At 57.3% G+C, this 25106-nt stretch carries 25 protein-coding genes and 1 tRNA gene; 10 read left to right on the forward strand and 16 right to left on the reverse strand.

The annotated features are described in order from the left end of the window. Nucleotides 1-105: 105 nt before the first annotated feature. From EY643_RS10640 to EY643_RS10690, 11 genes are all read right to left on the reverse strand, one after another. The gene (locus EY643_RS10640; RefSeq protein ID WP_152662187.1) at nt 106-1287 is read right to left on the reverse strand and encodes a tetratricopeptide repeat protein; all 1182 of its coding nucleotides are present in this window, start codon (nt 1285-1287) and stop codon (nt 106-108) included. Next, nucleotides 1284-1754 (reverse strand): cytochrome c-type biogenesis protein, encoded by a 471-nt coding sequence (locus EY643_RS10645; RefSeq protein WP_152662188.1) that lies wholly within the window; start codon nt 1752-1754, stop codon nt 1284-1286. The genes EY643_RS10640 and EY643_RS10645 overlap by 4 nt, the downstream gene beginning before the upstream one ends. Next, entirely contained in the window at nt 1751-2293 is a 543-nt protein-coding gene (locus tag EY643_RS10650) for a DsbE family thiol:disulfide interchange protein (protein WP_152662189.1), read from the reverse strand. Before EY643_RS10650 ends, EY643_RS10645 begins: the two co-directional genes overlap by 4 nt. Further along, nucleotides 2283-4259: a heme lyase CcmF/NrfE family subunit gene (locus EY643_RS10655; RefSeq protein ID WP_152662190.1), complete on the reverse strand. Its 1977-nt coding sequence runs from the start codon at nt 4257-4259 to the stop codon at nt 2283-2285. Before EY643_RS10655 ends, EY643_RS10650 begins: the two co-directional genes overlap by 11 nt. After that, nucleotides 4256-4705: a cytochrome c maturation protein CcmE gene (gene ccmE / locus EY643_RS10660; protein ID WP_152662191.1), complete on the reverse strand. Its 450-nt coding sequence runs from the start codon at nt 4703-4705 to the stop codon at nt 4256-4258. The genes EY643_RS10655 and ccmE overlap by 4 nt, the downstream gene beginning before the upstream one ends. Continuing rightward, nucleotides 4705-4902: a heme exporter protein CcmD gene (ccmD, locus tag EY643_RS10665; protein ID WP_152662192.1), complete on the reverse strand. Its 198-nt coding sequence runs from the start codon at nt 4900-4902 to the stop codon at nt 4705-4707. The genes ccmE and ccmD overlap by 1 nt, the downstream gene beginning before the upstream one ends. Continuing rightward, on the reverse strand, nt 4902-5642 hold the full coding sequence (locus tag EY643_RS10670) for a heme ABC transporter permease (protein WP_152662193.1): 741 nt from the start codon (nt 5640-5642) through the stop codon (nt 4902-4904). Before EY643_RS10670 ends, ccmD begins: the two co-directional genes overlap by 1 nt. A gap of 78 nt (nt 5643-5720) precedes the next feature. Further along, nucleotides 5721-6407: a heme exporter protein CcmB gene (gene ccmB / locus EY643_RS10675; RefSeq protein WP_152662194.1), complete on the reverse strand. Its 687-nt coding sequence runs from the start codon at nt 6405-6407 to the stop codon at nt 5721-5723. Further along, nucleotides 6404-7021, reverse strand: a complete 618-nt coding sequence (ccmA, locus tag EY643_RS10680; protein ID WP_152662195.1) for a cytochrome c biogenesis heme-transporting ATPase CcmA — start codon at nt 7019-7021, stop codon at nt 6404-6406. The genes ccmB and ccmA overlap by 4 nt, the downstream gene beginning before the upstream one ends. Beyond that, nucleotides 7018-7866: a tRNA 2-thiocytidine(32) synthetase TtcA gene (ttcA, locus tag EY643_RS10685; protein WP_152662196.1), complete on the reverse strand. Its 849-nt coding sequence runs from the start codon at nt 7864-7866 to the stop codon at nt 7018-7020. Before ttcA ends, ccmA begins: the two co-directional genes overlap by 4 nt. A 79-nt stretch (nt 7867-7945) precedes the next feature. Further along, a complete protein-coding gene (locus EY643_RS10690; protein ID WP_152662197.1) occupies nt 7946-8974 on the reverse strand; it encodes a TIGR03617 family F420-dependent LLM class oxidoreductase in 1029 nt (342 codons plus the stop codon). A 135-nt stretch (nt 8975-9109) separates the two neighbouring features. On the opposite strand from EY643_RS10690, the gene EY643_RS10695 reads away from it, so the two are divergent. Beyond that, on the forward strand, nt 9110-10657 hold the full coding sequence (locus tag EY643_RS10695) for a sulfatase (protein ID WP_170287358.1): 1548 nt from the start codon (nt 9110-9112) through the stop codon (nt 10655-10657). A 56-nt stretch (nt 10658-10713) separates the two neighbouring features. Here EY643_RS10695 and EY643_RS10700 read toward each other — a convergent pair whose 3' ends face one another. After that, nucleotides 10714-11328 carry a TetR/AcrR family transcriptional regulator gene (locus EY643_RS10700; RefSeq protein WP_170287359.1) on the reverse strand — a complete coding sequence of 205 codons (615 nt, stop codon included), beginning with the start codon at nt 11326-11328 and terminating at the stop codon, nt 10714-10716. Nucleotides 11329-11433: 105 nt separating this feature from the next. Here EY643_RS10700 and EY643_RS10705 point away from each other — a divergent pair, with 105 nt between their 5' ends. From EY643_RS10705 to EY643_RS10720, 4 genes are all read left to right on the forward strand, one after another. Further along, nucleotides 11434-13869 carry a PEP/pyruvate-binding domain-containing protein gene (locus EY643_RS10705; protein ID WP_152662200.1) on the forward strand — a complete coding sequence of 812 codons (2436 nt, stop codon included), beginning with the start codon at nt 11434-11436 and terminating at the stop codon, nt 13867-13869. Then, the gene (locus EY643_RS10710; RefSeq protein WP_152662201.1) at nt 13866-14888 is read left to right on the forward strand and encodes a hypothetical protein; all 1023 of its coding nucleotides are present in this window, start codon (nt 13866-13868) and stop codon (nt 14886-14888) included. Before EY643_RS10705 ends, EY643_RS10710 begins: the two co-directional genes overlap by 4 nt. A 12-nt stretch (nt 14889-14900) precedes the next feature. Then, a complete protein-coding gene (locus tag EY643_RS10715; protein ID WP_152662202.1) occupies nt 14901-15920 on the forward strand; it encodes a TIGR03617 family F420-dependent LLM class oxidoreductase in 1020 nt (339 codons plus the stop codon). Between the two features lie 163 nt (nt 15921-16083). Then, nucleotides 16084-16608 carry an SRPBCC family protein gene (locus EY643_RS10720; protein WP_152662203.1) on the forward strand — a complete coding sequence of 175 codons (525 nt, stop codon included), beginning with the start codon at nt 16084-16086 and terminating at the stop codon, nt 16606-16608. 48 nt (nt 16609-16656) lie between these two features. On the opposite strand, the gene EY643_RS10725 is transcribed toward EY643_RS10720, so the two are convergent. Further along, the gene (locus EY643_RS10725; RefSeq protein ID WP_152662204.1) at nt 16657-17307 is read right to left on the reverse strand and encodes an HAD-IA family hydrolase; all 651 of its coding nucleotides are present in this window, start codon (nt 17305-17307) and stop codon (nt 16657-16659) included. A 6-nt stretch (nt 17308-17313) separates the two neighbouring features. Continuing rightward, a complete protein-coding gene (gene rluC, locus EY643_RS10730; protein ID WP_152662205.1) occupies nt 17314-18264 on the reverse strand; it encodes a 23S rRNA pseudouridine(955/2504/2580) synthase RluC in 951 nt (316 codons plus the stop codon). A 537-nt stretch (nt 18265-18801) separates the two neighbouring features. Between rluC and rne the strand changes: the two genes are divergently transcribed. From rne to EY643_RS10745, 3 genes are all read left to right on the forward strand, one after another. Beyond that, complete coding sequence (gene rne, locus EY643_RS10735) at nt 18802-21648, forward strand: ribonuclease E (RefSeq protein WP_152662206.1); 2847 nt, start codon at nt 18802-18804, stop codon at nt 21646-21648. A gap of 116 nt (nt 21649-21764) precedes the next feature. Beyond that, nucleotides 21765-21854: transfer RNA gene (locus EY643_RS10740), tRNA-Ser, on the forward strand. 160 nt (nt 21855-22014) lie between these two features. Next, nucleotides 22015-22836, forward strand: coding sequence for a transporter substrate-binding domain-containing protein (locus EY643_RS10745; protein WP_152662207.1), 822 nt, complete (start codon nt 22015-22017; stop codon nt 22834-22836). 147 nt (nt 22837-22983) lie between these two features. On the opposite strand, the gene EY643_RS10750 is transcribed toward EY643_RS10745, so the two are convergent. After that, nucleotides 22984-23145: a hypothetical protein gene (locus EY643_RS10750; RefSeq protein WP_153239447.1), complete on the reverse strand. Its 162-nt coding sequence runs from the start codon at nt 23143-23145 to the stop codon at nt 22984-22986. A gap of 3 nt (nt 23146-23148) precedes the next feature. Between EY643_RS10750 and EY643_RS10755 the strand changes: the two genes are divergently transcribed. Further along, complete coding sequence (locus tag EY643_RS10755) at nt 23149-23550, forward strand: hypothetical protein (protein WP_152662208.1); 402 nt, start codon at nt 23149-23151, stop codon at nt 23548-23550. A gap of 10 nt (nt 23551-23560) precedes the next feature. Continuing rightward, the gene (locus EY643_RS10760) at nt 23561-24535 is read left to right on the forward strand and encodes an LLM class flavin-dependent oxidoreductase (protein ID WP_152662209.1); all 975 of its coding nucleotides are present in this window, start codon (nt 23561-23563) and stop codon (nt 24533-24535) included. On the opposite strand, the gene EY643_RS10765 is transcribed toward EY643_RS10760, so the two are convergent. Then, a complete protein-coding gene (locus EY643_RS10765; RefSeq protein ID WP_152662210.1) occupies nt 24522-24977 on the reverse strand; it encodes an SRPBCC domain-containing protein in 456 nt (151 codons plus the stop codon). The two genes, EY643_RS10760 and EY643_RS10765, sit on opposite strands and share 14 nt — an antisense overlap. Between the last annotated feature and the right edge of the window lie 129 nt (nt 24978-25106).

Consider the following 25106-nt stretch of genomic DNA (forward strand, 5'->3'; position numbering starts at 1 on the left):
ATTGAGGAAAAATCACCCCTCTCCGGAAACACAAGATGTAGTGTATAGGCTTTGAAAGTACAACACTATGCCCTCAGCGCAAAAAGGCAGAAATTTAGCGAGTGTTCAGGCGCGAGGGACGAGGGTGATGTGGACGGTTTCACTGGCTTCTGTGGGTGCTATCGGGCCGGCCTGCCCCACCCAGCTGGCGTTGGCTTCACCAGGCTGGCCACTCGGCGACACCTGCACCAGCACCAGCACAGATGCCGTCTCTGAGAGCTTCTGCCCGGCCATGGAGTTACTGTCGTCCAACCGCAGCTGCAGCGGTAACTGATCGCCACGCAGTCGCTGTACCGCAATGGGCATACGACTATCGGACTCTGAATTGCGTGCCAAAATGAACACCGTGTCCCCCGGGGCTATATTCGCTCCGTCGGGTGCAGCGACACTCACAGTCACGCCAGCACCGTTAACTTCGGCCACCTGGGGCTCTGCGGGGGCGGTCTCACCGAGCTTGGCTCTTGCCTGGTCGATAATCCCTCCAATCATTCGAGCGGTTTCCGATCCAGGCGGCTCGGCAGCGATCAAGCGCTGCCAGTACTCTACCGCGGCGCGATACTTGCCCTGCTCGTAGGAAGCCATCCCCAGCAAACCCAGCGCGGTGCGATTATGGGGGTCGATCGCCAGAGCACTCTCGGCACGTATCCGTGCGTCGTCGTCGAGGTCTCGATTGGCGGCAAGGTAGCGTGCTTGTGCTGCGTAGGCCAGCGCCTGGGCGTCTTGAGGCGCAGCTTCAGACAGCGCGTCATAGACCTTCGCCGCCTCGGCGTAGTCCTGTTGCCCCATGTAGTAGCGCCCCAGCAAGGCTGTGTAATGAAGGTTATCCGGACGAGCTGCAGCGCGCTGCTCCACACTGTAAATCAGCGCCTGCATCTGCTCTGGGGTGCTGTCATCACCTAGCTCGCGCAATTGCTCGCTGATCTGCACATCCTCAATCGCGCCCAATTTGACATAGACGAAGACACTGAATACAGCGACGCCAAGAAACAGCGCCCAACTGGGAAAACTGCCCGCGGTTTCAGGTGCGGATGCACCGCCAGTCACCGTCAGATCGTCTTCGAGTAGCCGCAGCCGTGCGTCCTCGGCAAGCTCGTCCGCGCCCTCGTCCGCCAGCTCCTGCTGACGCATACGAAATGCTTCGAGGTTTGCCTGCTCCAGGCCGAGGTCGCTGCCGCCGCGTCTCGGGCGCAGGTAAAACACGCCGGAGAACAAAACCAGGCCCAGGCAGCCGAGTAAAAACAAGGTCATTTATCCTGCTCCGCCTGCTTTAATAGTTCATCCAGACGTTCCTGCTGGGCCGTGTCGAGTACATTTTCTTCGCCAGCCGCTTCAGGTCGCCTGCCGCGCATCACAAAAAACACAATCAGCACACCCAGCAACAACAAGCCAACCGGGGCCAGCCATAAAATGCGGGTAGCGCCGTCATAATCGGGTCGGTAGCGCACAAATTCCCCATAGCGCTCTACCAGGTAGGCGAGAATTTCATCGTCGGATTTCCCTGCCTCCAGCTGCTCGTATAAGAGCTTGCGCAGATCCTGAGAAATGAGCGAATTGGAATCGGCGATAGTCTGGTTCTGGCAGGTCGGACAGCGCAACTCTGCGCTGAGTTGCTGGTAGCGCTCCTCAAGTTCAGGACTACTGAACTCATACGTTTCGATCACAGCCTGGGCAGCAACCGACCCCAGTAACAACAACATGGCAAGTATTCGCATCATCCTGGGCCTCCTTCTCCGCCGAGCTCACGATAGATAGGCTCCAGTATGGTGGTCCAAACGCGCTCATCCACAACGCCCGCGTGACGATAGCGAACCACACCCTGTGCATCCACCAGGTAGGTTTCTGGCGCGCCATAAACACCCAGATCGAGACCGAGGTCGCCATCGCGATCAGCAATGCTCAAAACATAGGGGTCGCCCAACTTCTCCAGCCATTGGACAGCTGCGGCGTCATCATCCTTGTAGTTGATGCCGTAGATAGGCACACCCGCTTCGCTCAATTTATTGAGATAGGGGTGCTCAACCCGGCAGGAGACACACCAGGTGGCCCAGACATTGAACAGGGCGACCTCGCCGATGACTCCCTCGCGAGCTATGGCTTTCTCGCTACCGAGAACGGTCAGGGAAAACGCCGGCAGAGGTTGATCGATCAGCGCCGAGGGTAACGCCGTCGGGTCCAGTTGCAAACCGCGCATCAGGAATCCCGCCAACACCACAAATAGAATCAGCGGCAGAAAAAGCTTCAGCCTAGCCGGCATACTCCGCCCCCTTAACACCAGCGGTCACTGACCGACGCTGGCTGCGATAGCGCTTGTCGGCGACGGTACAGAACCCTCCGACCGCCATCAGTATGGCGCCGAGCCACATCCAGCGAACCATGGGCTTGTAGTGCAGGCGCACCGCCCAGGAGCCGTCATTGCCAATGGGTTCTCCCATGGCCACATAGAGATCGCGGAACAGGCCCGGGGCTATTGCCGCCTCGGTCATGATTGACCCGCCCGCCAGATAGCGGCGTTTCTGCGGCGCCAGATTCGCCACAAATTCACCGGCACGAACGACCTCAAAGCGAGCCTCATCGGCGACAAAATTGGGGCCCCGCACCGGAGCCACCTCAACGAAACGGAATTCATAACCCGCAAGCTCTTCCGTCTCACCCGGTTTCATTTTCAGGTCGCGCTCGATGCTGTATTGACTGGTCGCAACCACGCCGACGATGCAGGCGGCAAAGCCCAGATGCGCAACGACCATGCCCCAATAACTCGCGGGCAGCCGCCGTACACCGCGCTTGAAATCACTCGCGGTGTTAATCCGGTTCCAGAGATCGCGCGCCAGGCCGAAGACCAGCCAGCCGGCCAGCAACACGGCCAGCGCAACCCACAGGTTGTATTCGCCATGCACCAGCGGCAGGGTCACAGCGCAAATGACTGCAGCACTGAGCGGCAACAGCAATTCCTGACGCCAACGCGAAGTCGTATCTTTCTTCCAGCGTGACAGCGGGCCAATACCCATGAAGGGCACCAGCAGAGCCATCAGCGGCACGAACACGGCATTAAAATACGGCGGGCCCACGGAGTATTTGCCACCACCCAGTGCGTCCATGAGTAACGGGAACAGCGTGCCGAACAGGACTGTGAGCGTCGCCACAAGGAACACGACATTATTGAGCAACAACAGTGACTCGCGCGAAATCCACGAGAAACCGACGCGGCTCGCCACTGCTGGAGCACGCAGGGCGTAAAGTGTCAGCGAGCCGCCGACCACGATCGCCAGGAACACCAGGATAAAGACGCCGCGCTCAGGATCGTTGGCGAACGCATGCACCGAGGTGATTACGCCGGACCGAACCAGGAACGTGCCCAACAAACTCAGGGAAAACGCAAAGATCGCCAGCAATACCGTCCAGCTTTTGAACAGGCCGCGCTTCTCTGTCACTGCCAGTGAATGGATCAGGGCCGTGCCTGCCAACCAGGGCATAAAGGACGCGTTCTCTACGGGATCCCAGAACCACCAGCCACCCCAGCCAAGCTCGTAATAGGCCCACCAGCTGCCCAACATGATCCCCAGGCTCAGAAAGGCCCAGGCCACATTGGTCCAGGGCCGCGACCAGCGCGCCCAGGCTGCGTCCAGCCGACCGCCCAGCAACGCTGCGATGGCGAATGCAAAAGCCACCGAGAAACCTGCATAGCCGATATACAACAATGGCGGATGAATAATCATGCCCGGGTCTTGCAGCAGTGGGTTGAGATCACTGCCTTCCGCAGGAATACCCGGCAGCAAGCGCGCAAACGGATTGGATGTGAACAGCGAGAACGACAGGAAGCCAACCGCCACACTGCCCATCACAGACAATACACGTACCTGAAAAATCAACGGCAGTGACGGACTGAATACAGCGACTGCCAGGGTCCACAGGCACAGAATCAGGCTCCACAAGAGCATTGAGCCCTCATGATTACCGAATACCGCACAAAGCTTGTAAACCATCGGCAACAGTGTGTTGCTGTTGTTAGCCACCAGGGCAACGGAGAAATCGTCCTGCACAAAAGAGATGCTGAGACAGACGAACGACAGCAATACAAGCACTGTCATACCACTGGCCAGACCAGGGCCCAACTGCATAGCGGCCCGGTTGCCGCGCCAGGCGCCCCAGGCAGGAATGAGTGTCAGGGCGATAGCCATCGCCAGGCCGATAATCTGGGCAAAGTGCCCTAATTCGGGAATCACTGTTTCACGCCCTCATGGTCGTAGCCGGATTTTTCAAGCGCGTCCGCCACCTCTGGCGGCATATAATTTTCATCGTGCTTGGCGAGCACCTCGGTGGCACTGAGCACGCCGTTAGCAGCGAGCTTGCCGGATGCCACCGCGCCCTGCCCCTCGCCGAAAAGGTCCGGCAGGATACCCTCGTAGGTCACCGGCACTTCGGCACTGAAATCGGTGATTACAAAGTAGACCTCGAGGCTGTCGTCACTGCGGCGCACACTGCCTTCCTTAACCATACCGCCGATGCGAATTGGCTGACCGATAGGCGCCTTGCCTGCAGCGACCTCTGCCGGCGGGAAAAACAGGTTGATATTGCCCCGCAAGGCATAAGCCACCAAGCCAATCGCAGCACTGGAGAACAGGACAATAAACAGCACCAGGATAAGGCGTTGCTTGCGAACAGGATGCATCAGCGTTCCTCTTTAAGCTTTTGAGTGGCTTGCTGGCGACGAAGTTCCCCGGCCACCTGGCGCAATTGCTGCTTCGCCCTGCGTCGGGGCAGCACGAGCATCAGGACAATGACTGCCAATGTGATGCCGTAGGCGGCCCAGACATAGACGCCATGGCCATCCATATGCAGTACATGGGCAAAATTATCAAAATACACTAACTGCCCTCCTCTGCGAGTTTGCGCACCCACTTGGTACGAGATTCGCGCTCGAGAATTTCCGCGCGCATATTCATCAGCATCAGGCAGGTAAACAAGGCGTAGAACGCCGCGATCATCAACAGCAACGGATACAGCATACTCGGATCAATCGAGGATTCACCGGTAAACTTGATCGAAGCCGGCTGGTGCAGGCTGTACCACCAGTCCACCGACTTATAGATGATGGGGATATTAACGGTTCCAACCAAGCTGAGGACTGCGCAGGCCTTGCCCGCGGCCTCTTTGTTGTCGTAGGCCTCATACAACGCCACGACCCCGAGGTAGAGGAAAAACAGTATGAGCATCGAGGTGATACGTGCATCCCATACCCACCAGGTGCCCCAGGTAGGCTTGCCCCAGATCGCCCCAGTCACAAGGGCAACGAACGTCAGCGCAGCCCCAATCGGGGCGCAGGCCCGCATGGCGACATCCGCCATTTTCATTTTCCAGATCAGGCTGACCCCGCCCGCGATCGCCATCACGTAGTAACCCGCCAGCGCCACAACAGCAGCGGGTACGTGTATGTAGATGATGCGGTAACTGTTGCCCTGGCGAAAATCGGGGTCGGTAAAGAAGATGCCCCAGGTCATGCCCACCGCGAGGGCCAGAAGCGTAAGCGGCAGCAAATAGCGCAGGATGCTGCCGGAAATGCCGTACAACCAGGGGGGGGATCCGAGTTTATGAAAGAAGGTCCACATAGCGGCGCTGATTATACAGTCGCCCGGCAAGCGAACAACTGTAACTCGCGTGCCAGGTTGATTTTGATCACGACATTATCAGGCATCGATACTAATCCTCAGCCCAGCAGACATAGCGACAGGCGCCAGGGCAATAGCAAGTGAAAGCATGGCACCGAGAATAGCCAGGTAAGGGCCAGCCGGCGCACCGATTACCGCTGCCTGAACTGCGGCGCTGCCAAAAATCAGCACAGGCATGTATAGCGGAAGAATAAGCAGTGAAATCAGCATCCCGCCCCGCTTGAGCCCGACGGTCAAGGCGGCGCCGATACCGCCCACCAGGCTCAGAACCGCAGTTCCCAGCAGCAAGCTGATCACAAGCGCAACAATCGCCTGTCCCGGGAGGCCCAGCATCAGGGCAAACACCGGAGACACCAGAGCGAGAAGCACCCCCGTAATCAGCCAGTGTGCGCCGACATAGGCGAGCACTGAAAAATACAGCGGCTGTGGCGACAAGAGCAGCTGTTCGAGACTGCCGTCATCAAAGTCGCTGCGGAATACGGTGTCGGAAGTGAGCAAACTCGAGAGCAGCGCAATAATCCACAGCATTCCGGGTGCGAATTCTGCCAACGCATCCGGTGCAGGCCCCAGCCCCAGCGGGAACAGCGCTACGACCATGGCGAAGAACAGCAGTGGATTGACGATCTCTATTGGCCGCCGCACAGCGAGTACCAGCTGGCGGCGCAACAGCCTGCCGCAGAACGCTAAAGCGCCGGGCGCGCTCATACGAGCAGCCCCTCAGTCAGCGACAGCCGATGGACCGGGTGGTCGGTATTCAGGGCCTGGTGCGAGGTGAGCACGATTGCACCACCGCTCTTCACGTGCGCTACCTTAAGCGCTTCAAGCTCGGCCACACCGCCAACATCGATGGCAGTGAAGGGCTCGTCGAGCAGCCACAGAGGGCTGGTGGACAAGTACAGGCGCGCGAGATTCACACGCCTGTGCTGCCCCGCTGACAAGGCGTTACTGGGCACATCTTCGTAGCCAAACAAGCCGACCTTCTCCAGCGCTTCATCTATTGCGCCACGGCTGAAAGTACCTTCACCCGACACATGCCAGGCCAGATTTTCTCGCGGTGTCAGCATGCCTTTGACGCCGGACTGATGCCCCAGGTACAACATGGGTGCGTGACGTGTCACCTCGCCCTCAAAACCGTACCGCGACAAGCCGGCCAGAATACGCAATAAACTCGTTTTGCCGGCTCCATTGGCGCCCTCAATCTGCACAAGCTGCCCGGCTTCGATAACAAAAGACAAATCACGGAACAGCTGACGCCCTCCCCGTTCGAGGGAGAGTGATTCAGCCGTCAGTAGCGGCGCGCTGGGAGCAGCGTCGGTCAGAGGTTCACCACATTGACGACGGGGATGTGCAGTTCAGTGTCGATCTGCTCAGCACGCAGGTTGCTGAAATCGAAGAGATCAGCATCGGCAAGCTGCGAAGGGGCAACATTGCGAATACTGCTGAAGATGGTTTCGGTGCGCCCGGGGTAGGCTCTTTCCCAGTCGAGAAGCATCTGCTTGATATGCTGGCGCTGAAGGTTCTCCTGCGACCCGCAGAGATTGCAGGGGATAATCGGGAATTCCTTGTAGCGGGCAAAAGCAGCGAGATCTTTCTCTTTGCAGTAGGCCATTGGGCGAATCACCACGTTCTTCTTGTCGTCGGACAACAACTTCGGCGGCATGGCCTTGAGGCTGCCGCCAAAGAACATATTCAGGAACAGGGTCTCGACGATATCGTCCCGGTGATGGCCCAGGGCAATCTTGGTCGCGCCGATATCCTGGGCGAAGCCGTACAGGCTGCCGCGGCGCAGGCGTGAGCACAGGCCACAAGTGGTTTTGCCCTCAGGCACTACCTCTTTGACGATGCTGTACGTATCTTTTTCGAGGATATAGTAGGAAACATCCAGGCCGTCGAGATACGCGGGCAGCACCTCCTCTGGAAAGCCTGGCTGCTTCTGGTCCAGATTGACAGCCACCAACTCAAAATTGACCGGTGCAGACGCCCTCAAGCTCATGAGAATGTCCAGCATGGCGTAGGAATCCTTGCCGCCGGACAGGCACACCATGACCTTGTCGCCCTCTTCGATCATGTTGTAATCGGCAATGGCCTTACCCGCGTTCCTCCGCAGACGTTTCTGCAGCTTATTGAACTCGAGCTTGGCCTTTCTGGTGTCCTGATTGGTCATAATTCATACAGTAGATAAAAATCCAGCGCGATGCTGTAGGTCCTTCTATTGTATCTAAATATTTATTGAACCGCAGGACTTAAATGCACGCTTTCAGGCGCGCTATCGCCGCTGCAGCAAGATGATCGTCGTCAGGGTTCTCCGGCATCGGAAAGGTAATGCGACGGCACAGGCCCTCATAACGTTCGCGGTACACACGCGCTATGTCGTCATAGGTTCCTCGAGGCACGAACTTTTCCAGCATGTCATCGGTAATAATGTTCGGCATCTCTTGCCAGTTTCCAGAGCGCGTCATATCCAGAAGCTGCTGCCCCTTTTCCTGCCAACCAAACAGCTCCAGGCTTGGCCAATAAGCGGGCGTTGAATAAAGAAAACCGAGCAACTTGCGCTGCCTCTCCCACTGCGCCGCCACAAGCTCTTCGCTCTTACCTGTCGCCGTCAATGGCCCAAGAATTAGTTTGAAGTCCTCCGCTGTGCGCCCAGCCTGTTCGAAGCCGCCTGCCAATCTGGGCAAACACACCTCGCGAATATACTCCGGCGGCGTATTTGTAGGATGGGTAATCATGCCATCGGCAATTCGGGCGACCATTCGCGTCATGGCAGGACCGACTGCGCCACACAGTATGGGGATATCGGGGTCAGCTATCGGACCGGGATTGAAAAAGGGCTGCAGCCTGGTGAAGCAGTAATGCTCTCCTTCAAAGTTGAGCTTTTCTCCTGTTTGAAAACTGTGAAAGATCGCTTTGAGCGATTGGACATATTCGCGCAGCTGCGGAACGGGAGAGCCCCAGTGGGCCGAATAGCGCTGTTCGATATTCTGTTTGACCTGAGTCCCCAGACCCAGCTCAAACCTCCCGCCCGACATTTTCTGTAAATCCCAACTGGCGATTGCGACGGTCATCGGACTGCGCGGAAACGCCACCAGAACCCCCGTGCCCACAATCAACTGAGAAGTGGCGTCCAACGCCATAGCCGACAACAACAGGCCATCATGGATAGCGTCGGGCACCTGGAGTCCGTCAAAGCCCATTGCTTCTGCCCTGGCGGCATGAGCGCCGATTTCACCCGGGCCCATATCCTCCGGCGTGGCTGCAAACACATCAAACATGGATAGCCCTCTTAACCTTCACCCAAAAACCCTTCCAACTGGAGACACCGCAAGTAACAGTGTAAATTCTTGGGGATGAATTCGAAAACACTCACTACGAACGCAATCAGCTTGTGCTTCCTTGGGTTGCTTGCAATGACTTGCTCAGCATCCGACCAGCGCCCCAACGTCCTCATGATTATTGTTGACGACCTTGCGCCGGTTGGAACGAGCTTTGGCGGCCCAGTCAGCTTGCCATCACTGGAGGCGCTTGCCCAGAGAGGCATCAGCTTCAACAACAATTATGCCAATGTACCGGTCTGCGGTGCCTCCAGGGCATCGATGATGAGTGGCCTTGCCCCGACGTCGACACGTTTTTTGACCTTCGATTCTCAATTGGATCAGGACGCGCCCGGCACCCCCTCACTGCCCGCCTTTTTCCGCGAGCAGGGCTGGCACACTGCCGCAAGTGGCAAAATTTTTGATGTGATTGCTGACTCACAAGACAGCTGGTCAGAACCCGTCTGGAGCCCTGAGTCACAATGGCATGGTAAGAAACCTGACCATCGAGGTGAACACCTGCAGGCGGCATATCTGGAACCCTTCACCTCGAATCGATTTCCCTATGCTGAAAAACTCGCTGTCGAGGATGATGCGTACCCGGATGGCCAGGTAGCCAGCAAGGCTATTGCAGATCTACAGCGACTCGCAAAAAGGGATGAACCCTTCTTTCTCGCGGTCGGCTTTCGTAAACCACACCTTCCGTTCAACGCGCCAGATCGCTACTGGGTCGAAGAAAGTTCAGTTGATTCCCTACCCCCTACCTGGGGCCAGACCGACACCAACGTCCCGCTCGAATTCGCCGGACACCCTTCACTTGAATTGCGCATGCAATATGACGCGCTACCTCTATTCGGTGAACCTGACGCAGCAGAAGCAGCGGATATCGTCGCCGCTTACCATGCCGCCGCACGTTATGCTGATGCGCAGGTGGGACGCGTTCTACTGGCGCTGCAAGAATCGGACGCAGCAAACCAAACGATTGTGGTCGTGATGGGTGATCATGGTTTTATGCTGGGTCACTATCAAATGTGGACGAAACACGCGCTGTTTGAGCCTGCACTGAGAACGCCCTTAATTATTGCGGACCCTCGTCTCTCGGGTTCTGCAAGTGTATCGGCGGTCACAGATCTGCTCGATGTATACCCGACCCTCGTCGACCTTGCGGGGCTGCAGCTACCCGATCATCTCGATGGTAAAACATTGCGCCCCTTGCTCGAAAATCCGTCTCTAACCGAGCGCACAGATAAAACTGCGAGCATATCAAGATGGCTGAATGGTGAATCCGTCAGGGACCATCAATATCGCTACACGCGGTGGTTTGACGAGGACAACAACACGCTGGCAGAAATGCTGTTTGATCTCTGGAACGATCCCATTGAAACCAACAATCTTGCCGGGGAATTGCTCGTCTCTGACAAGGTCGAGCAACTGCGCGATCAGCTGCTAGAGAATCGACAGGGACCAGTCTGGTCTGAAGCGCTGGATGCCATGGTGAGTCAAATGAAACTCATTACGTCGCCTGCCGGCAACATCATTATCGCGGCCATCGCCTACCCGATGATTGCGGGTTTGATCGCTTTAGCACTGCTGGGCGGCATAGCGTGGTTAACCTGGTTAGGTCTTCGCTCAAGGTCGCGCTGAGTAGGTATTTCGCTGGATTTGCCGGTTTTCCATTTTTGGTATCCCGGCAGAATCACTCAAACAGTGCTCGTTCCTGTCAGTATCTGTAGCAACGTCGCTACATACTGCTCGATAAACTCATCACTGGCAGCTTCCTGCCCCGTCACCCGCTCAATAATAGGCGCGACGTTTACCAGATACACCAGCGCGCCGGACAGCGTATACAGCAGATGCAGTGGATCCACATCGGGCAATACCCCGCGAGCCTGCGCCAGTTCCACCACCCCCTTGCCTTCAGCGAAATCACTGTTGAAAAATCGCTCCACCATCCAGTCCAGCCTCGGCCCCGGCGTTGATGCCTCCTGGAACATTATTTTCACCCAGGTCGGATTGGCGAAAGTGAATTTGAGAATGTACCGACACAGGTCTTCCATTGTCTCCCGAGCGGAGAGGTCGTCTGGTGCCAGCGTTAGAAATGTCGGCAAGGCATCATTGCGCTGCTGCCAGACGTAGCTCACCGTTTCCTCCCACAACTGCTGCTTGTAGCGAAAGTGATATTGCACCAGCGTCTTTTTTTCACCCGCAGCACTGGCCACCGCCTTCATCGACGTCCCCTCAAAGCCCACCTGGCCGAACAGTTGCGCCGCAGCCTCAAGAATTGCCGTGCGCCTGCTACTGATATCGCTCTTCATAACCTCGGTCCTCATAGCAACCACCTTGACCCACTCTCGACACTATGCGATCGTATAGTTTACACACTATCCGATCGTATAGTCACCAATGAAAAAGATTGAGTCATGACCAGAATGGACGCGGCGAGGAGTCAGAGCGACCAGTTTATCTGGCTGAGCGACCTGAGGAATCAAGCTGCGGGCGGCAAAGCGCACGGCTTGAAACAACTCATGGACTGGCAGCTACCCTGCCCTGATGGCTTTGTCATCCTCGCGGTTAACGAATCGGTACCGCGGGAGACTCTGCTGCAGTTTTACGAGCAATTAGGTGCAGGCAAGGTCGCCGTGCGGTCCTCGGCTCTTGGCGAGGATGGCGAGCATGCGTCCTTCGCGGGACTGTATGAAACGATTCTGGATGTGCAGGGCATAGATCACCTGCGCAGTGCCATTGAGCAATGCGCGGCGTCACTGCGCAGTGACCGGGCCGATGCCTACCAGCACGATCAACACATCGAGCCGGCCACTATGTGTGTCGTCGTGCAGAAAATGGTGGATGCGGCCATAGCCGGCGTATTGTTCACCGTGGACCCGGTGAGTAACCGTTATGACCGCCTGGTTATCGATGCCGTCGAGGGGCTGGGGGAAGCTCTGGTCAGCGGTGAGGCCACGCCCGACCACTATGAATATGACGCGTCTGGCGAACTGGTTTATCAGGAACTGCTGGCAGAAACCGCACTGCTTTCTCCAGAACAGCAACTACTACTGGTAAGCCAGGCGCGCACGGCAGAGCAATTGGCCGGCCAGCCCCTGGATATGGAATGGGCGATAGACCGCCAAGGTCATTTGCACTGGGTGCAGGCACGACCGATCACTACCCTGGCCAGCGACCTGCGTGAACACGACACCTCACTGACTGCGGACGATATTGTCACGCGCTGCAACATAGGCGAAATGATGCCCGGGGCCTGCTGCCCACTGACGCTGTCAGTGACTGGACGCGGCATCGAACACGGCATGCAGCACATGCATGTTGCCTACGCCGGGCGCCCCGCTATCACCGATGACTGGACCCAGGTCGCCATCAGCCACGGCCAGATGTTTATCAATCTTTCCGGCGGTGCTGTGGCATCGGCAAATGTCCTCGGCGTGGACGTGGAGTCGATGGGTCAAAGCATTTGTGGTCGCATCGTACCCGGGCTGGAGGCTCCAGAACCCAGGAACCTGTTTATCCGCGCTCTCGGTTTTGCCCGGCTAGTGGGGTATGTTTTGTCTGCCGACCGGGCCATAGCGGCACTGTCAGCTGACCTGGAGCAGTTCGACATTGATACAACCGGCGACAGTTCGGCAATCATGCAGGCCATCGACAGCGCCATACCCGTGCTCAATCGCGTCTATTGTGTACACCTGCAATCCTCTTCCACGTCAGGCTTTACCGGCGGAATCCTGCAGTCCATGTTGGCGCGCGGGCCGGGCGACAAGGCCCTGCATGAAGCTGAGGCCGCGCGACTGCTGGCCGGAGCTAAAGGCGTGGAAAGCGCGATACTGGTCGAGCAACTCGACGATATTGCCCGAAGTATCGCTAGCCTGCCGGCAGAACAGGCAACATCGTTCTGCAACGCAAAGCCAGAAGCAGCGCTTGCATGGATCACAGAAAACGCACCCCAGGATATCCAGAAGACCTACCAGGGGTTCCTGGAACGCCACGGCCACCGAGGCTATAGAGAACTGTGCGTACGTCAGCCTAGCTGGTCGCAGGCCCCGACTGATCTGGTAAAAACCCTTCAAACCAGCGTGAAAGCGCAGCTTGGCGACAATAAGCTAGATACCAATGCCGAAGCAGTCGACCCTGCAACGTTGTCAGCGGGACTGCGGTGGATTCTCCCCAAGGCCCACAACGCTATCCGGCGACGCGAGGCGACCAAGTCCATGTTGGTGCTAACGACCCATAAATTGTCCCTTGCCTACCATCGTCTGGGTCAGCAGCTGGTGAATGAGGGTGTCTTGAATGACAGTGACCAGGTTTTTTTCTTCAGTCACGCGGAGCTAAAGACCCTGGCCGACGAAGCGAAAAGGCAAACTGTGAATCACAATACCTGGGCCGATATCGCAGGACGGCGCGCTCTGGCGCTGAGTTTTCAAAACCAGCTGCAGTTCGACGAGGTCTGCTATGGTTATCCACAGCCCATCGACAACCGCCAACAAAGTGAAGAACAAGAAGGCCTGATCAGTGGTCGGCCTGTATCGCGCGGCGTCGTTGAGGGCATCGCCAGAGTGGCTCGCAGTGTTGATGAGGCCAGCGCGTTGCAACCCGGAGAGATTCTTGTGGCGCCCATCACGGATGTAGGCTGGACACCCTACTTCAACCTGATTGCCGGTCTGATCACAGACATAGGCAGCTCCGTCTCTCACGGTGCAGTCATCGCCCGTGAGTACGGCCTGCCCGCAATCGTGAATACCGGTGCCGGCACCCGCAGAATCTCTACAGGCGATCTCATCAGGCTGGACGCGGACCAGGGGGTTGTGGAACTTTTGAACATTGCAGACGTGAGTACAGCAGTATGAGTAAATCCTTTGACGTCAGTCAGTTTGGCATTGCCCCCGAGGACGAGTACACGCACCCGTTCAGTCCCGATCACCTGGACTGGAACGAATCCTATTTTTTTGATTGGTACAACGAGGACGCCACATTTGCAGGTCACTGCAGGATTGGCTGGCACCCTGGGCAGCAGCGGGTGCTGTTCTGGCTCTTTGTTTACCAGAATGAAGAATGGTTAATGATTGAGGAGTGCCGTCTGCCGCTGTCCGAGCTCAAGCTGGACAGCACGGAGCAGGCATTCAGCTACAAAGGTTGGGGCCTGCAGTTCAGTTACACACCGCAGAACCCCTTGCTGAGCGGCACATTGAACGTCAGCGGCTTCGCCAGGGTGATCAGTGGCAAACGCCTGGGCATGGTATTGCCCGTTGCCGTCGATCTGCAACTTGAAGCAGTGGGTGCGCCACATTCCCGAGGTGCCGGCGAGGTGGAGAGCCACAGCGCACAAGGCTATTCGACCAATCGCTACGAACAACCCATACAGGCGCAGTGCGAAGCTCGTATTAATGGTCTGGCGCAGTCCTTCACGGTACGCGGTGAACGCGATCACTCCTGGGGACCACGACCCTGGGACATGGAGTGGTCTTTCCTGGTCATCAACAACAAGGATTTCAGCCTGCAGGCGACTGTGGTAAAGATACCTGAGTGGCCAGCCATCAAGATGGGCTATTTCAAGGGCACTGATGGCGAAATGCGCAACCTCACGGAGGTCGACTTCCAGCTTGAATACAACGCCGAAAATCCGCAGCAGGCGGTGCAGGGACACGTCTCCCTGACCTGCGACAATGATGCAGTGATCAGCGCCGAGGTTAACGCAATAACCGGTACTGAAATCGATATCACCCACACATTTGATACACCAAATCGCACGGAATATCGTCGTTCCCTGGTGAATTGCCGGTTCCATGGCGACTATGAAGGCGTTGTGAGCCCAGGCTGGTTTGAATGCAACCGCCACGCTAACGACAACGCCGTTGAAAACGATTAAGGAAGTACAGCTATGTTAAGCATTGATGCGCCTTTTTATGCCACCGTGGAAAACGCCGCCGAGGAAGCCAGACGCCTCGGAGCTGAGGGTTTCGATGGTGTGTATACCCTGGAGGGAAACACCGACCCGTTCTTCCCGCTGCTACTCGCCTCCGAGCATGCTCCGCAACTGGATATAGCCACCGGCATCGCTGTCGCGTTTCCACGCAATCCATCGCATCTCGCTTACCAGGCGTGGGACCTGCACAAGTTCAGTAAAGGCAAGTTTCTGCTCGGCCTGGGGTCGCAAATAAAACCCCACATTGAAAACCGCTTCGGCTGCGAATTCTCGCGCCCGGCAGCCCGGATGCGCGAGCACATTCTGGCAATCAAGGCATTCTTCGATTGCTGGCAGGATGGCACACGGCTGAATTTCGAAGGAGAGTTTACCCGGCACACCTTAATGACCCCCATGTTCAACGCAGGCGAGAACCCCTATGGCAAGCCGCCTGTCCTGCTTGGCGCGCTGGGCCCAAAGATGACCGAAGTGGCGGGTGAAGTGGCCGATGGCATTATCATGCACCCATTCAACAACCAGACCTTCATTGAGCAACATGCCCTGCCCAACTTGCGCAAGGGCCTGGCTAAAACCGACAAGCCGGAATCGGACTTCATCATTTCCCTGGGAGCAATGATCGCCACCGGCGAGAACGAGCAAGCGATGCAGGCCGCCAAAGCCAGCATCAAAGGCCTGCTTGGATTCTATGCCTCTACACCCGCCTATATACCTCCGATGGCTGCGATCGGCTACGCCGACCTGCAGCCGGAAGCGAATCGACTGACCAAGGAAGGCAAATGGGACCAATTGGCGGACCTCATAGACGACACTTTCTTCGAGGCGTTCTGCATTTACGATGAACCGGCGAATATTGCGGCCCGCATAGCCCAAAAGTACGGTTCAACACCTGACCGGCTGAGCTTATACACGCCCTATGCAACACCTGCCGGTTTTTGGAAACCGATTATCGAGCAGATCAGGGGGCCCATCGACTGACAGGGGCGGCATCTAGAATAAATCATTCAGTCAGTGGCTGTTGGCCGCAATGAATACTGACATTCGCCTTCGGCAGGCGCTTAATGCACACTTCGGCCCGTATAGTGGCCAACCTGGTTACCCAAAGTAGCCGTCCAAAGGAACTGCCCAGAGGAAAAATAAAATGAGCGAGTACTTCGAATGCACCCCTGTTGGCCTGGACTTTCTTGAGCAGACAAAAAATGTATTCAAAGCCGAGGAAGTCATTCAAGCCACGCCTGAGCAGATCTTCGAAGTGTTTGAAGACGCCCATTCCTGGACGGTATGGGCCATGCCGATACAGCACGTTGAATGGACCTCGCCCAAGCCGTTTGGTCTAGGCACAACCCGCACCGTGTCGATGATGGGTGGCATGGATGGGTATGAGGAGTTTATCGCCTGGGAGCCAGGGAAACGCATGGCGTTCACCTTCATTGGGTGTAGCAAGGATGCCACCGAACGTTTCCTCGAGGACTACCGAGTCACCGATCTGGGGGACGGCACTTGTCGTGTGGAATGGTACATGGCTATGGAGGTACGCGGTTTCGCCAGTAATATGATGTGGCTGACGCGGCCACTGATGCGCATGGCCAATCGTCGCATGTTCAGCAAATTCAGAAAATATGTTGAGGCCTACGCGGCGGGCGAACTGGAGTTACAGCCCGGATAGCGGCAAATCAGGGGCTTTCAAAGAGGAAGCCCTCACCCTGTTGCTCGACTATCGCCAGGAAGAGTCTTCGGGAAGAGCTTCCAGTAATTCCGGCAGCGCATCCACCACGGCAATCGGCTTGTGTTTACGCAAACGTTCCACACTGTGCACGCCAAAGCTCACCCCAATGGACGCCACGCCTGCATTGGAAGCCATTTCCAGGTCGTATTCAGTATCGCCCACCATCACAACGCGCTCAGCGGCCACGCTCTGCTCGGCCATGATCTGTTCGAGCATGAGTGGATGCGGCTTGGAGCGGGTTTCGTCAGCGCAACGAGTAACATCAAAAAAGCCCTCGAGACCCAACTTACCCAGCACCCGGTCGAGGCCGCGTCGGCTTTTACCTGTAGCAACACCCAGGCCGTAACCACGCGCCCGCAGTTCATGAAGAGTTTCAAGTGCACCGGGGAAGAGCGCGGGAACATCCTGCTCATTGGCAACATAGGTCCTTGAATAGGCCTGGATCATTGCCACCAGGTCAGTGTCCGGGATGTCGGGATACAATCTGGCCATTGCCTCACGCAAGCCCAGGCCAATTATGTTTGCCGCCGCCGCGTCGGACGGCGCCTTCAGGCCCATTCCAGTGGCGGCCTGCTGTACCGCTACAACAATCTGCGCCACTGAATCCGAGAGCGTACCATCCCAATCAAATACTATCATTTACAATTACTTACGTAGCTTAACTAAAGCTTCTTCTAGGTCGTTATCGAGCTCTGCCAGCAGGTCCATACGCCCTACTTCGGGCAGCTTGAAGCGCAGTTGATGGGCGTGCAGGAACAGGCGCTTGAGACCGAGCTCTCGACAGAGAGCCTCGCCCTTCTCCGACCCGTATTTGGCGTCACCCAACAATGGAAAACCAGCGTGTAGCGCATGCACGCGAATCTGGTGGGTTCGCCCTGTGACGGGCTTGGCCTGTACCAGCGTGGCGCGTTCAAAGCGCTCTACCACGCTGAACTCGGTAATAGAGGGCTTGCCGTCTTTGGAGACCCGCACCATACGCTCACCGGACTTGAGCGTATTCTTCTCCAGCGGCGCCTCTATCCGCTTCAGGCTTCGTGGCCATTGGCCCGGCACGAGCGCGAGATAGCGTTTGTCGACCCGGTCTTCGCGCAGCTGCCGATGTAGCTCACGCAACGTCGCCGGCTTTCTTGCCACCATGATCAGGCCGGAGGTATCCCTGTCCAGGCGATGCACCAACTCCAGATAGCGGTCATCCGGGCGCGTCTGTCGCAGACACTCGATCATGCCAAAATTGAGGCCCGACCCACCGTGCACGGCCAGCCCGGACGGCTTGTTGACCACCAACAGTGTGCCGTCTTCATAGACGATACGCTCGCTGAGCTGCTCCGCCCAATATCGGGGAATAGTGGGCGGATCGCTTGGTGCCGGGGTACGCAGAGGCGGAATTCGCACCTTATCGCCGGTGACGAGGCGATAATCGGGCTTCACCCTGCCCTTATTCACCCGGATCTCTCCCTTGCGCATCGCCTTGTACAGCCGCGTGCGCGGGACCCCCTTCAACTCGCGATTAAGGAAGTTGTCCAGGCGCTGGCCGGAGAAGTCTTCGCCAACGGTGACAAACCGCACACTTGGCCTTGATTGTTCGCTATCTGACATAAGTTCCGGAATTCGTTTAATTTTCTCAGGATTGCTGCTATAGTCCCGCGCTGTGATCGAACCCGCCCGTGAACATACCGGTGCCGGTGAGTAACAACCCTGGCGAAGTTTGGGCCTGCCGACGAGAGAGCAAGGTACCGCCAGACAGATCACATGTAACGAGGATGTCGAGGCGAGGGCCACATCTGCGGCGTATAAACGCCGCCAGCCCGGCGCCATCATCGACATAAAACGAAACCGAGCAGTAGTGACTGCCGGGACACCGAATCAGTTAACGAGATATTACAGCGTCGTCGCAAGCCCCAGGTGCTGCGACACTAACAAAAAGGCGGGATCAGTACCACAACATCCCACCGGCGCTGCAAGGCCCCGCCAGATCGGCGGAGCCCCTGGAACCTGGATGCCGGGAGTGGCATTCACGCAATCAGGGCCCTAGCCCTGCTTACCTACAGCCTCTCCCCAAAAGGCCTGAAAAGCCTGCTCTGGAACTGTATTCCCTGCCCCGCCAGGCCTGCTCACAAGGCTAATGGCACATCTATGAAGAAAATGCTTATCAATGCAACTCAACCTGAAGAGTTGCGCGTTGCGCTGGTCGACGGCCAGCGTCTATACGACCTGGACATCGAGAACCGTACCCGAATCCAGAAAAAATCCAACATCTACAAGGGCAAAATTACCCGTGTAGAACCCTCGCTCGAAGCGGCGTTTGTCGACTTCGGCGCCGAGCGCCACGGCTTCCTGCCACTGAAGGAAATCGCCCGAGAATACTTCTACCGCAAGCCAGATGGCGACGGTCGAATGAAAATCAAGGACGTGGTCAAGGAAGGCACCGAGATCATCATCCAGGTGGATAAGGAAGAGCGCGGGAACAAGGGCGCTGCTCTCACCACGTTTATCAGCCTCGCTGGCCGGTACATGGTACTCATGCCCAACAACTCCCGTGCTGGCGGCATCTCCCGCAGCATTGAAGGCGACGAGCGCAGCGAATTGCGCGAAAACATGTCTCACCTGGAAATCCCCAATGGCATGGGGGTGATTGTGCGCACCGCCGCTGTGGGCCGCTCCACCGAAGAACTGCAGTGGGATCTCAACTACCTCCTGTCGCTGTGGGAAAAGATTGGCAACGCCAACGAAGAGGTAAAATCCCCCAACCTGCTGTTCCAGGAAAGTAACGTGATCATTCGCGCCGTGCGCGACTACCTGCGCGATGACATCGACCAGGTGCTGATCGACTCCACGGATGCCTTCAAACAGGCTCAGGATTTTGTCGGCATGGTAATGCCTCAGTACAAAAGCCGCCTGCGCATGTACGAAGACAACATTCCGATGTTCAACCGCTTCCAGATCGAGAGCCAGATCGAGACCGCGTTCCAGCGCGAAGTACGCCTGCCCTCCGGCGGCTCCATTGTGATCGATCCAACCGAGGCTCTGGTCTCCATCGATATCAACTCCGCCCGTGCCACCAAGGGTAAGGACATCGAGGAAACTGCGCTCAAGACCAACCTGGAGGCCGCCGACGAAGTGGCCCGCCAGTTGCGACTGCGCGACATGGGTGGCCTGGTTGTCATCGATTTCATCGACATGATGGCATCCAAGAGCCAGCGCCAGGTTGAAAACCGCATGCGCGACGCTCTGGATATCGACCGTGCCCGGGTACAGGTCGGCCGTATCTCAAGGTTTGGCCTGCTAGAAATGTCACGCCAGCGCCTGCGTCCATCACTCGGCGAAACCAGCGGCAAAGTCTGCCCCCGTTGTAACGGTCAAGGCACTATCCGCGACACCAAATCACTTGCACTCTCAATCCTGCGCTTGCTGGAAGAGGAAGCAATCAAGGAGCGCAGCGCTGAAGTCCGTGCCATCGTTCCAGTGGACGTGGCTGCCTACCTGCTCAACGAAAAGCGTGGCGCTCTCAACGATGTAGAGCGCGACACCAAAGTACGCGTACTCGTGGTACCCAACCCCAACCTGGAAACACCACACTTCGAAGTACAGCGCCTGCGTGACGACGAGGTAGAAGGCCACGAGATCAGCTACAAGATCGATATCGCTGAGCCCGATATGGACGCTATAACCGACAGCCACAAGGCTGCCATTCCTGTCCAGCAAGCCGCTGTCCAGGCGATAGCACCAACAGCGCCAGCGCCAGAAGCCGCTCCTCGTCAGGAGAAGCCGAAGCAGCAAAATCGCAACCGCGGTGGCAAGCAACAAGCCAAACCTGAGCCCAAGCCTAAAGCGGGTCTGTTCTCTCGTATCTGGTCCGCCATTGCCGGTGAACCAGAGGTTGAGGAAAAACCTGCCGAGAAGAAGCCTCAGGGTCGCCAGCAACGTCAGGGCGAGGGCGAGCAGAAATCCGGCGGCAACAACCGTAACCGCAATCGCAACCGCAACCGCAATCGCAACCGGAATGGCGAGCGCAGTGGTGACGGTCAGCAGCGCGGCGAGAACCGCAATCAACAGAACCGCGGCAACGAGCAGCGCGGCGAGCAAGAACGCCGCGATCCACAGCAACGTTCCGAGAGCGGCGAAGGCCAAAAGCGTCAGCGCAACGAAGAAGGTGGCAACAACCGCAACCGTAATCGCAACCGCCGTCGCAACAACGACGACCGTCGCAAGCAGGATGTCGCCGCTGAAACGCCTGTTGAAAACCAGCAGGACACCGCCGCACAGAGCGAAGAACGCCGTGAAGACGCCCCACGCAAGCGCCCGTCTGAGATGAAGCGTGGCGAGCCCCGCCGTCGTCGCAACCGCGGCCGTAAGCCTGAAGGAGAAGCTGCAACCGGAAATGTGGAAGCACTTGCCGCCAAGCCCAAGCCCGCGCCCGAGGCCAGGCCAGAAGCTGAGCAAGCGCCCGCACCCGTTGCGGCAGAACCCACGACGGAGGCCCCCGCCGTTGCTGCGCCTGTGGTAGAAACGCCTGCCGCTGCAGCCACTCCCGCAGCACCAGCGTCCACTGCCCCTGCTGAATTAGAAGCGCCTGTTGCGACTGCAGAAGCCTCCACGCCCGAAGCGAAACCTGGTGCAGAAGCGCCTGCTGAGCCGGTTGCTGCAGCTCCTGCACAAGCCACACCGGCTCCTGTTGAGCCTGTGGCCGAAACGCCTGCACCGAAAGCGGCCCCCGTCGGCATTACGGCTGATGGCCGTGCGGTTAACGACCCACGCATTGCAGCCAAGCCGGTTACCGACGTTGAGGTGAGCACCAACACATTCGCACTGTTCAGTGACGAAGTCGCTCCAGCGGCTACGCACAGCGGCCGGATTGTTGCGCGCGCGCCGAACGACCCACGTGGTGCATTGCCCGAGGCAGCTGCTCCGGTAGCAGAAGAAGCGCCGGCAACTGAGCCGGTCACCGAAGCTACAGAGGAAGAAGAAGCCGCCCAGGTGTAAAATGCCTCGAGAAAACAAGCACAAGAGGCCTGTTGGCCCTTGTGCCTGTTATTCGAAAAGGTATAATCCTCGCCAGCTCCGCGCTGCGGCTCGGGCGCAAACAATTTGAAGGTTTTGGTGGGCTGGCTGAGTGGTCGAAAGCGGCGGTCTTGAAAACCGTTGAGGGTTTATCCCCTCCCGGGGTTCGAATCCCTGGCCCACCGCCATACAACAAAAAAGGGCACCCACAAGGGTGCCCTTTTTTGTTGCCCCCAATATCTACCGTCAACGGCTACTAGCACTACCACTCCCACAAATAAGTGCTAGTATTCCCCTGCCCTGAAAAAGCACGGCATCCCCAATAAACAACCCATCAAAGGTTTTTGTATGCTCAAGTCTAGAAACAAACCCACCCGCTTTGGCGCCCTGCTCTTCGGCGCAATCGCTCTTTGCCTGTCCAGCCTCTCCTTCGCTGCCAGCCCGGTACTGGATCGTGTCGTCGAAGCCGGTGTTCTCAAGGTTGCCGTGTCAGGTGACCAGCCTCCTTTCAACGCCGTTAGCCGGGACAAAACTGTGATCGGCTTTGATATTGACCTGGCACGCGCCCTCGCCGGCATGATGAAAGTAGAACTCGAAATCGTTCAGAAGCCCTTTGGCGAACTGCTGGGCACGATCGAGAGTGGCGAAGCTGACATGGTGCTTTCCGGAATGGCTATCACTCCGGAAAGAACTCGCAAGGTAAGCTTTGTAGGGCCCTATATGCTGTCAGGCAAGTCCATGCTGACCACTTCCCAGGCTATGAGCAGCGTGAAATCCGGTGCTGACCTGAACAACTCGGAGAAGAAACTGGTCGCCCTGAGCAACTCCACCAGTGAGAGCTTTGTAAAGCGCAACCTGCCTAACGCCACCCTGCGTACTATTGCCAACTATGACGAAGGCGTGAAAATGCTGCTGGCTGGTGACGTCGACGCCATGATTGCCGATCTGCCAATCCTGAAGCTGACCGTCCTTCGTAATCCCGGTGCTGGCCTGGGCGTGATCGAGCCGCCACTGTCTGTTGAGCCCGTTGGCATTGCAATGACAAACGCCGACCCGCAGTTCGCTAACCTGGTGCGCAACTACCTGTCTACGTTCGAAAAAACAGGCCTGACCTCGAACCTGCGTAAGAAGTGGTTCGAAGACAGCAGCTGGATTGTAGCGCTGCCCTGATGCCTGCCGCTGGTCACGGCCTGCGTGTCTCGCAGCCCGTGACCACACTCCAATGTCACCATTAAGGATTTCCCCATCAAATACTCTATTGCTGCTGCCCCGCTTCTTATACTCGCCCTATTCCTGTCTGCGTGTACCCAGACCGCCTCAGTAGAGAAAACCTGGGTAGCGACCAATCTGTCCGATAAAAAGGGCCTCAAAGGCGTCCTCGTCTATACCGCCGCCTCCAGGGAGGAAAGCCGCAGAGCATTTGAGAACGAATTCACCGCCGCCCTCACCGCTGAGGGCATTAAGGCTGTAGCCAGCCATACCTTGAAAGCCGGCACAGAAATCACCAAAGAAGATATTGGTGCAATGGCCGCCGAGGCGGACGTTGATACCGTACTGGTCACACTGTTCGCCGGGCGTGACGAAACCGCCGTATTACACCCCGGGCGCAAATACTATGGCGTAGCCCCCGTGTATGGAACAGGCTACTACGGCCGCGGCCGTATCTACGGCGTGCCCTATCAGGTGGGCGAGACCCAGGATTTCTGGTCGGAACATAAATCAGTACATCTCACTGCGAAACTCTATGAAATAGAGACCGAGGATCGCCTGTGGGAAGCGTCTGCCGGCATTGAAGAGTCAGACGATATTGGCCAGATGCGCTCCGCATTCATTGATTCCTTTATGGATGATCTCGCCGCCCATGGCATCGTGAAGGGAAACTAAGCTCCCTGGCATGCGCCTTTCCATCCTCGACCAATCACTGGCTCGGGCCCCCGACGAAGCGCCGGTGGCACTGCGCGAAACCATCGAGATGGCCCAGTGGGCTGAAACCCTCGGTTATCAGCGCTTCTGGCTCTCCGAGCATCATGCTTTCTCCGCAGTTGCTGGCAGCGCGCCGGAGGTCTTGTTGGCCGCAATCGGCGCCGCTACCACCAGCATCCGTATCGGTAGCGGCGGGATCATGCTCCCTCACTACAGCCCCTACAAGGTCGCGGAAGTCTTTTCACTTTTAAGCAACCTCTACCCTGGCCGTATTGACGTAGGCATAGGCCGTGCTCCCGGAGCAGATATGTCTACTGCCGTGGCGCTGGCCACCGACGGCCGGCCCAAGTTTGAACGTTTCCCGGAACTCACGGAGCAGCTGTGTGACTACCTCTGGAACGCCGGCGCCCAGCCGTTAGTCAGCCCCAAACCCCAGCCGAGCATTCCCGTTTGGATGCTGGGCTCAAGCCCTGACAGCGCAGTGCTCGCCGCCCAGCGAGGCCTGCCTTACAACCTGGGCCTGTTTATCAACCCGCAGGCGGATCATCGCCTGATCGGGCACTACAAACAGCACTTTCAGCCCAGTGAACTGCAGCCAGAGCCGCACGCTATTCTTACCGTGAGTGTGTTCTGTGCCGACGATGAAGAGCGCGCTCGAGCGCTCTGTCTGGCCCACGATCTAAACCTGTTCCGCTTTTTTAGCGGTGAAACCAATGGCAAGTCACTCACCCCGGCAGAGGCCTGCGCCTACCACCTGGGCCCGCGGGAGCAAGCGTTTATTCGCAGCAGAGAGGACAGCCGCGCGGTGGGAACTGCTGACCAGGTGTGGGCGCAGATTCGTCGTCTGGCTGAGTTACATCAGGCAGATGAGATTATGGCCGTGACCAATATGTATTATTTTGAGGATCGCAAGCGGTCGTTTGAGCTATTGATCAAAGCTGCTTAAACAGCGTTTCGGCTCTTCGTTTGAGGCCTTCGCCACACACATTAAACCCATTGCGCACCGCTTCCCCCATCATCTCCACCATCCCCGCGGCCGCCTCGCCGGAGAATTCGTCATAGGACACATAGGTACAGCGCTCGTCATCAAGCGCCTCGATCACCTGCCAGCGCTCTGCATGAATGGGGTCACCCGGGTTGTTCTCCATGCGCCAGGCGATCCGATGCGGAGCCTCGATGCAGGACATGTACTCAATCTGGTCACTCAGGCCGTGACCTAGGTCTACCTTCATCACCACGGGTGCGCCCAATACCAATTCTGCCTCCATAGAAGGACAGAATGCATTCCATTCACCGTACTTGCTGAAGTCGACAATAACCTGCCACACCAGTGCTGCCGGGGCCTCGATGGTGAAGGTGTCAGAAGACACCACGATCTGTTCGCTCATGACAATTCCCTGCGGCCGTAATAGCCCTTAAAAAACTCTTGTAAATTCAGCAAGATACCCATTTTAAATTCAAGGCCAAGAACCCTTTAAATTTGAACTATTCACCCTTATTATCTGTCTATAGGATAT

It is taken from the genome of Halioglobus maricola, assembly GCF_009388985.1.
In the GTDB taxonomy this organism is placed as follows: domain Bacteria; phylum Pseudomonadota; class Gammaproteobacteria; order Pseudomonadales; family Halieaceae; genus Halioglobus; species Halioglobus maricola.

Bases quoted from the DNA above. Each gene is read 5' to 3' on its own strand.
- EY643_RS10720 (WP_152662203.1), top strand. From the start codon at position 16,084: ATGAGCGAGTACTTCGAATGCACCCCTGTTGGCCTGGACTTTCTTGAG.
- EY643_RS10705 (WP_152662200.1), top strand. From the start codon at position 11,434: ATGACCAGAATGGACGCGGCGAGGAGTCAGAGCGACCAGTTTATCTGG.
- EY643_RS10765 (WP_152662210.1), bottom strand. From the start codon at position 24,977: ATGAGCGAACAGATCGTGGTGTCTTCTGACACCTTCACCATCGAGGCC.
- EY643_RS10750 (WP_153239447.1), bottom strand. From the start codon at position 23,145: ATGGCTGGCTACAGCCTTAATGCCCTCAGCGGTGAGGGCGGCGGTGAA.
- EY643_RS10760 (WP_152662209.1), top strand. From the start codon at position 23,561: ATGCGCCTTTCCATCCTCGACCAATCACTGGCTCGGGCCCCCGACGAA.
- EY643_RS10745 (WP_152662207.1), top strand. From the start codon at position 22,015: ATGCTCAAGTCTAGAAACAAACCCACCCGCTTTGGCGCCCTGCTCTTC.
- EY643_RS10700 (WP_170287359.1), bottom strand. From the start codon at position 11,328: ATGAAGAGCGATATCAGTAGCAGGCGCACGGCAATTCTTGAGGCTGCG.
- ccmE (WP_152662191.1), bottom strand. From the start codon at position 4,705: ATGCATCCTGTTCGCAAGCAACGCCTTATCCTGGTGCTGTTTATTGTC.
- rne (WP_152662206.1), top strand. From the start codon at position 18,802: ATGAAGAAAATGCTTATCAATGCAACTCAACCTGAAGAGTTGCGCGTT.
- EY643_RS10650 (WP_152662189.1), bottom strand. From the start codon at position 2,293: ATGCCGGCTAGGCTGAAGCTTTTTCTGCCGCTGATTCTATTTGTGGTG.
- EY643_RS10715 (WP_152662202.1), top strand. From the start codon at position 14,901: ATGTTAAGCATTGATGCGCCTTTTTATGCCACCGTGGAAAACGCCGCC.
- EY643_RS10645 (WP_152662188.1), bottom strand. From the start codon at position 1,754: ATGATGCGAATACTTGCCATGTTGTTGTTACTGGGGTCGGTTGCTGCC.
- ttcA (WP_152662196.1), bottom strand. From the start codon at position 7,866: ATGACCAATCAGGACACCAGAAAGGCCAAGCTCGAGTTCAATAAGCTG.
- EY643_RS10710 (WP_152662201.1), top strand. From the start codon at position 13,866: ATGAGTAAATCCTTTGACGTCAGTCAGTTTGGCATTGCCCCCGAGGAC.
- ccmB (WP_152662194.1), bottom strand. From the start codon at position 6,407: ATGAGCGCGCCCGGCGCTTTAGCGTTCTGCGGCAGGCTGTTGCGCCGC.
- EY643_RS10695 (WP_170287358.1), top strand. From the start codon at position 9,110: ATGACTTGCTCAGCATCCGACCAGCGCCCCAACGTCCTCATGATTATT.
- rluC (WP_152662205.1), bottom strand. From the start codon at position 18,264: ATGTCAGATAGCGAACAATCAAGGCCAAGTGTGCGGTTTGTCACCGTT.
- EY643_RS10725 (WP_152662204.1), bottom strand. From the start codon at position 17,307: ATGATAGTATTTGATTGGGATGGTACGCTCTCGGATTCAGTGGCGCAG.
- EY643_RS10670 (WP_152662193.1), bottom strand. From the start codon at position 5,642: ATGTGGACCTTCTTTCATAAACTCGGATCCCCCCCCTGGTTGTACGGC.
- EY643_RS10690 (WP_152662197.1), bottom strand. From the start codon at position 8,974: ATGTTTGATGTGTTTGCAGCCACGCCGGAGGATATGGGCCCGGGTGAA.
- EY643_RS10640 (WP_152662187.1), bottom strand. From the start codon at position 1,287: ATGACCTTGTTTTTACTCGGCTGCCTGGGCCTGGTTTTGTTCTCCGGC.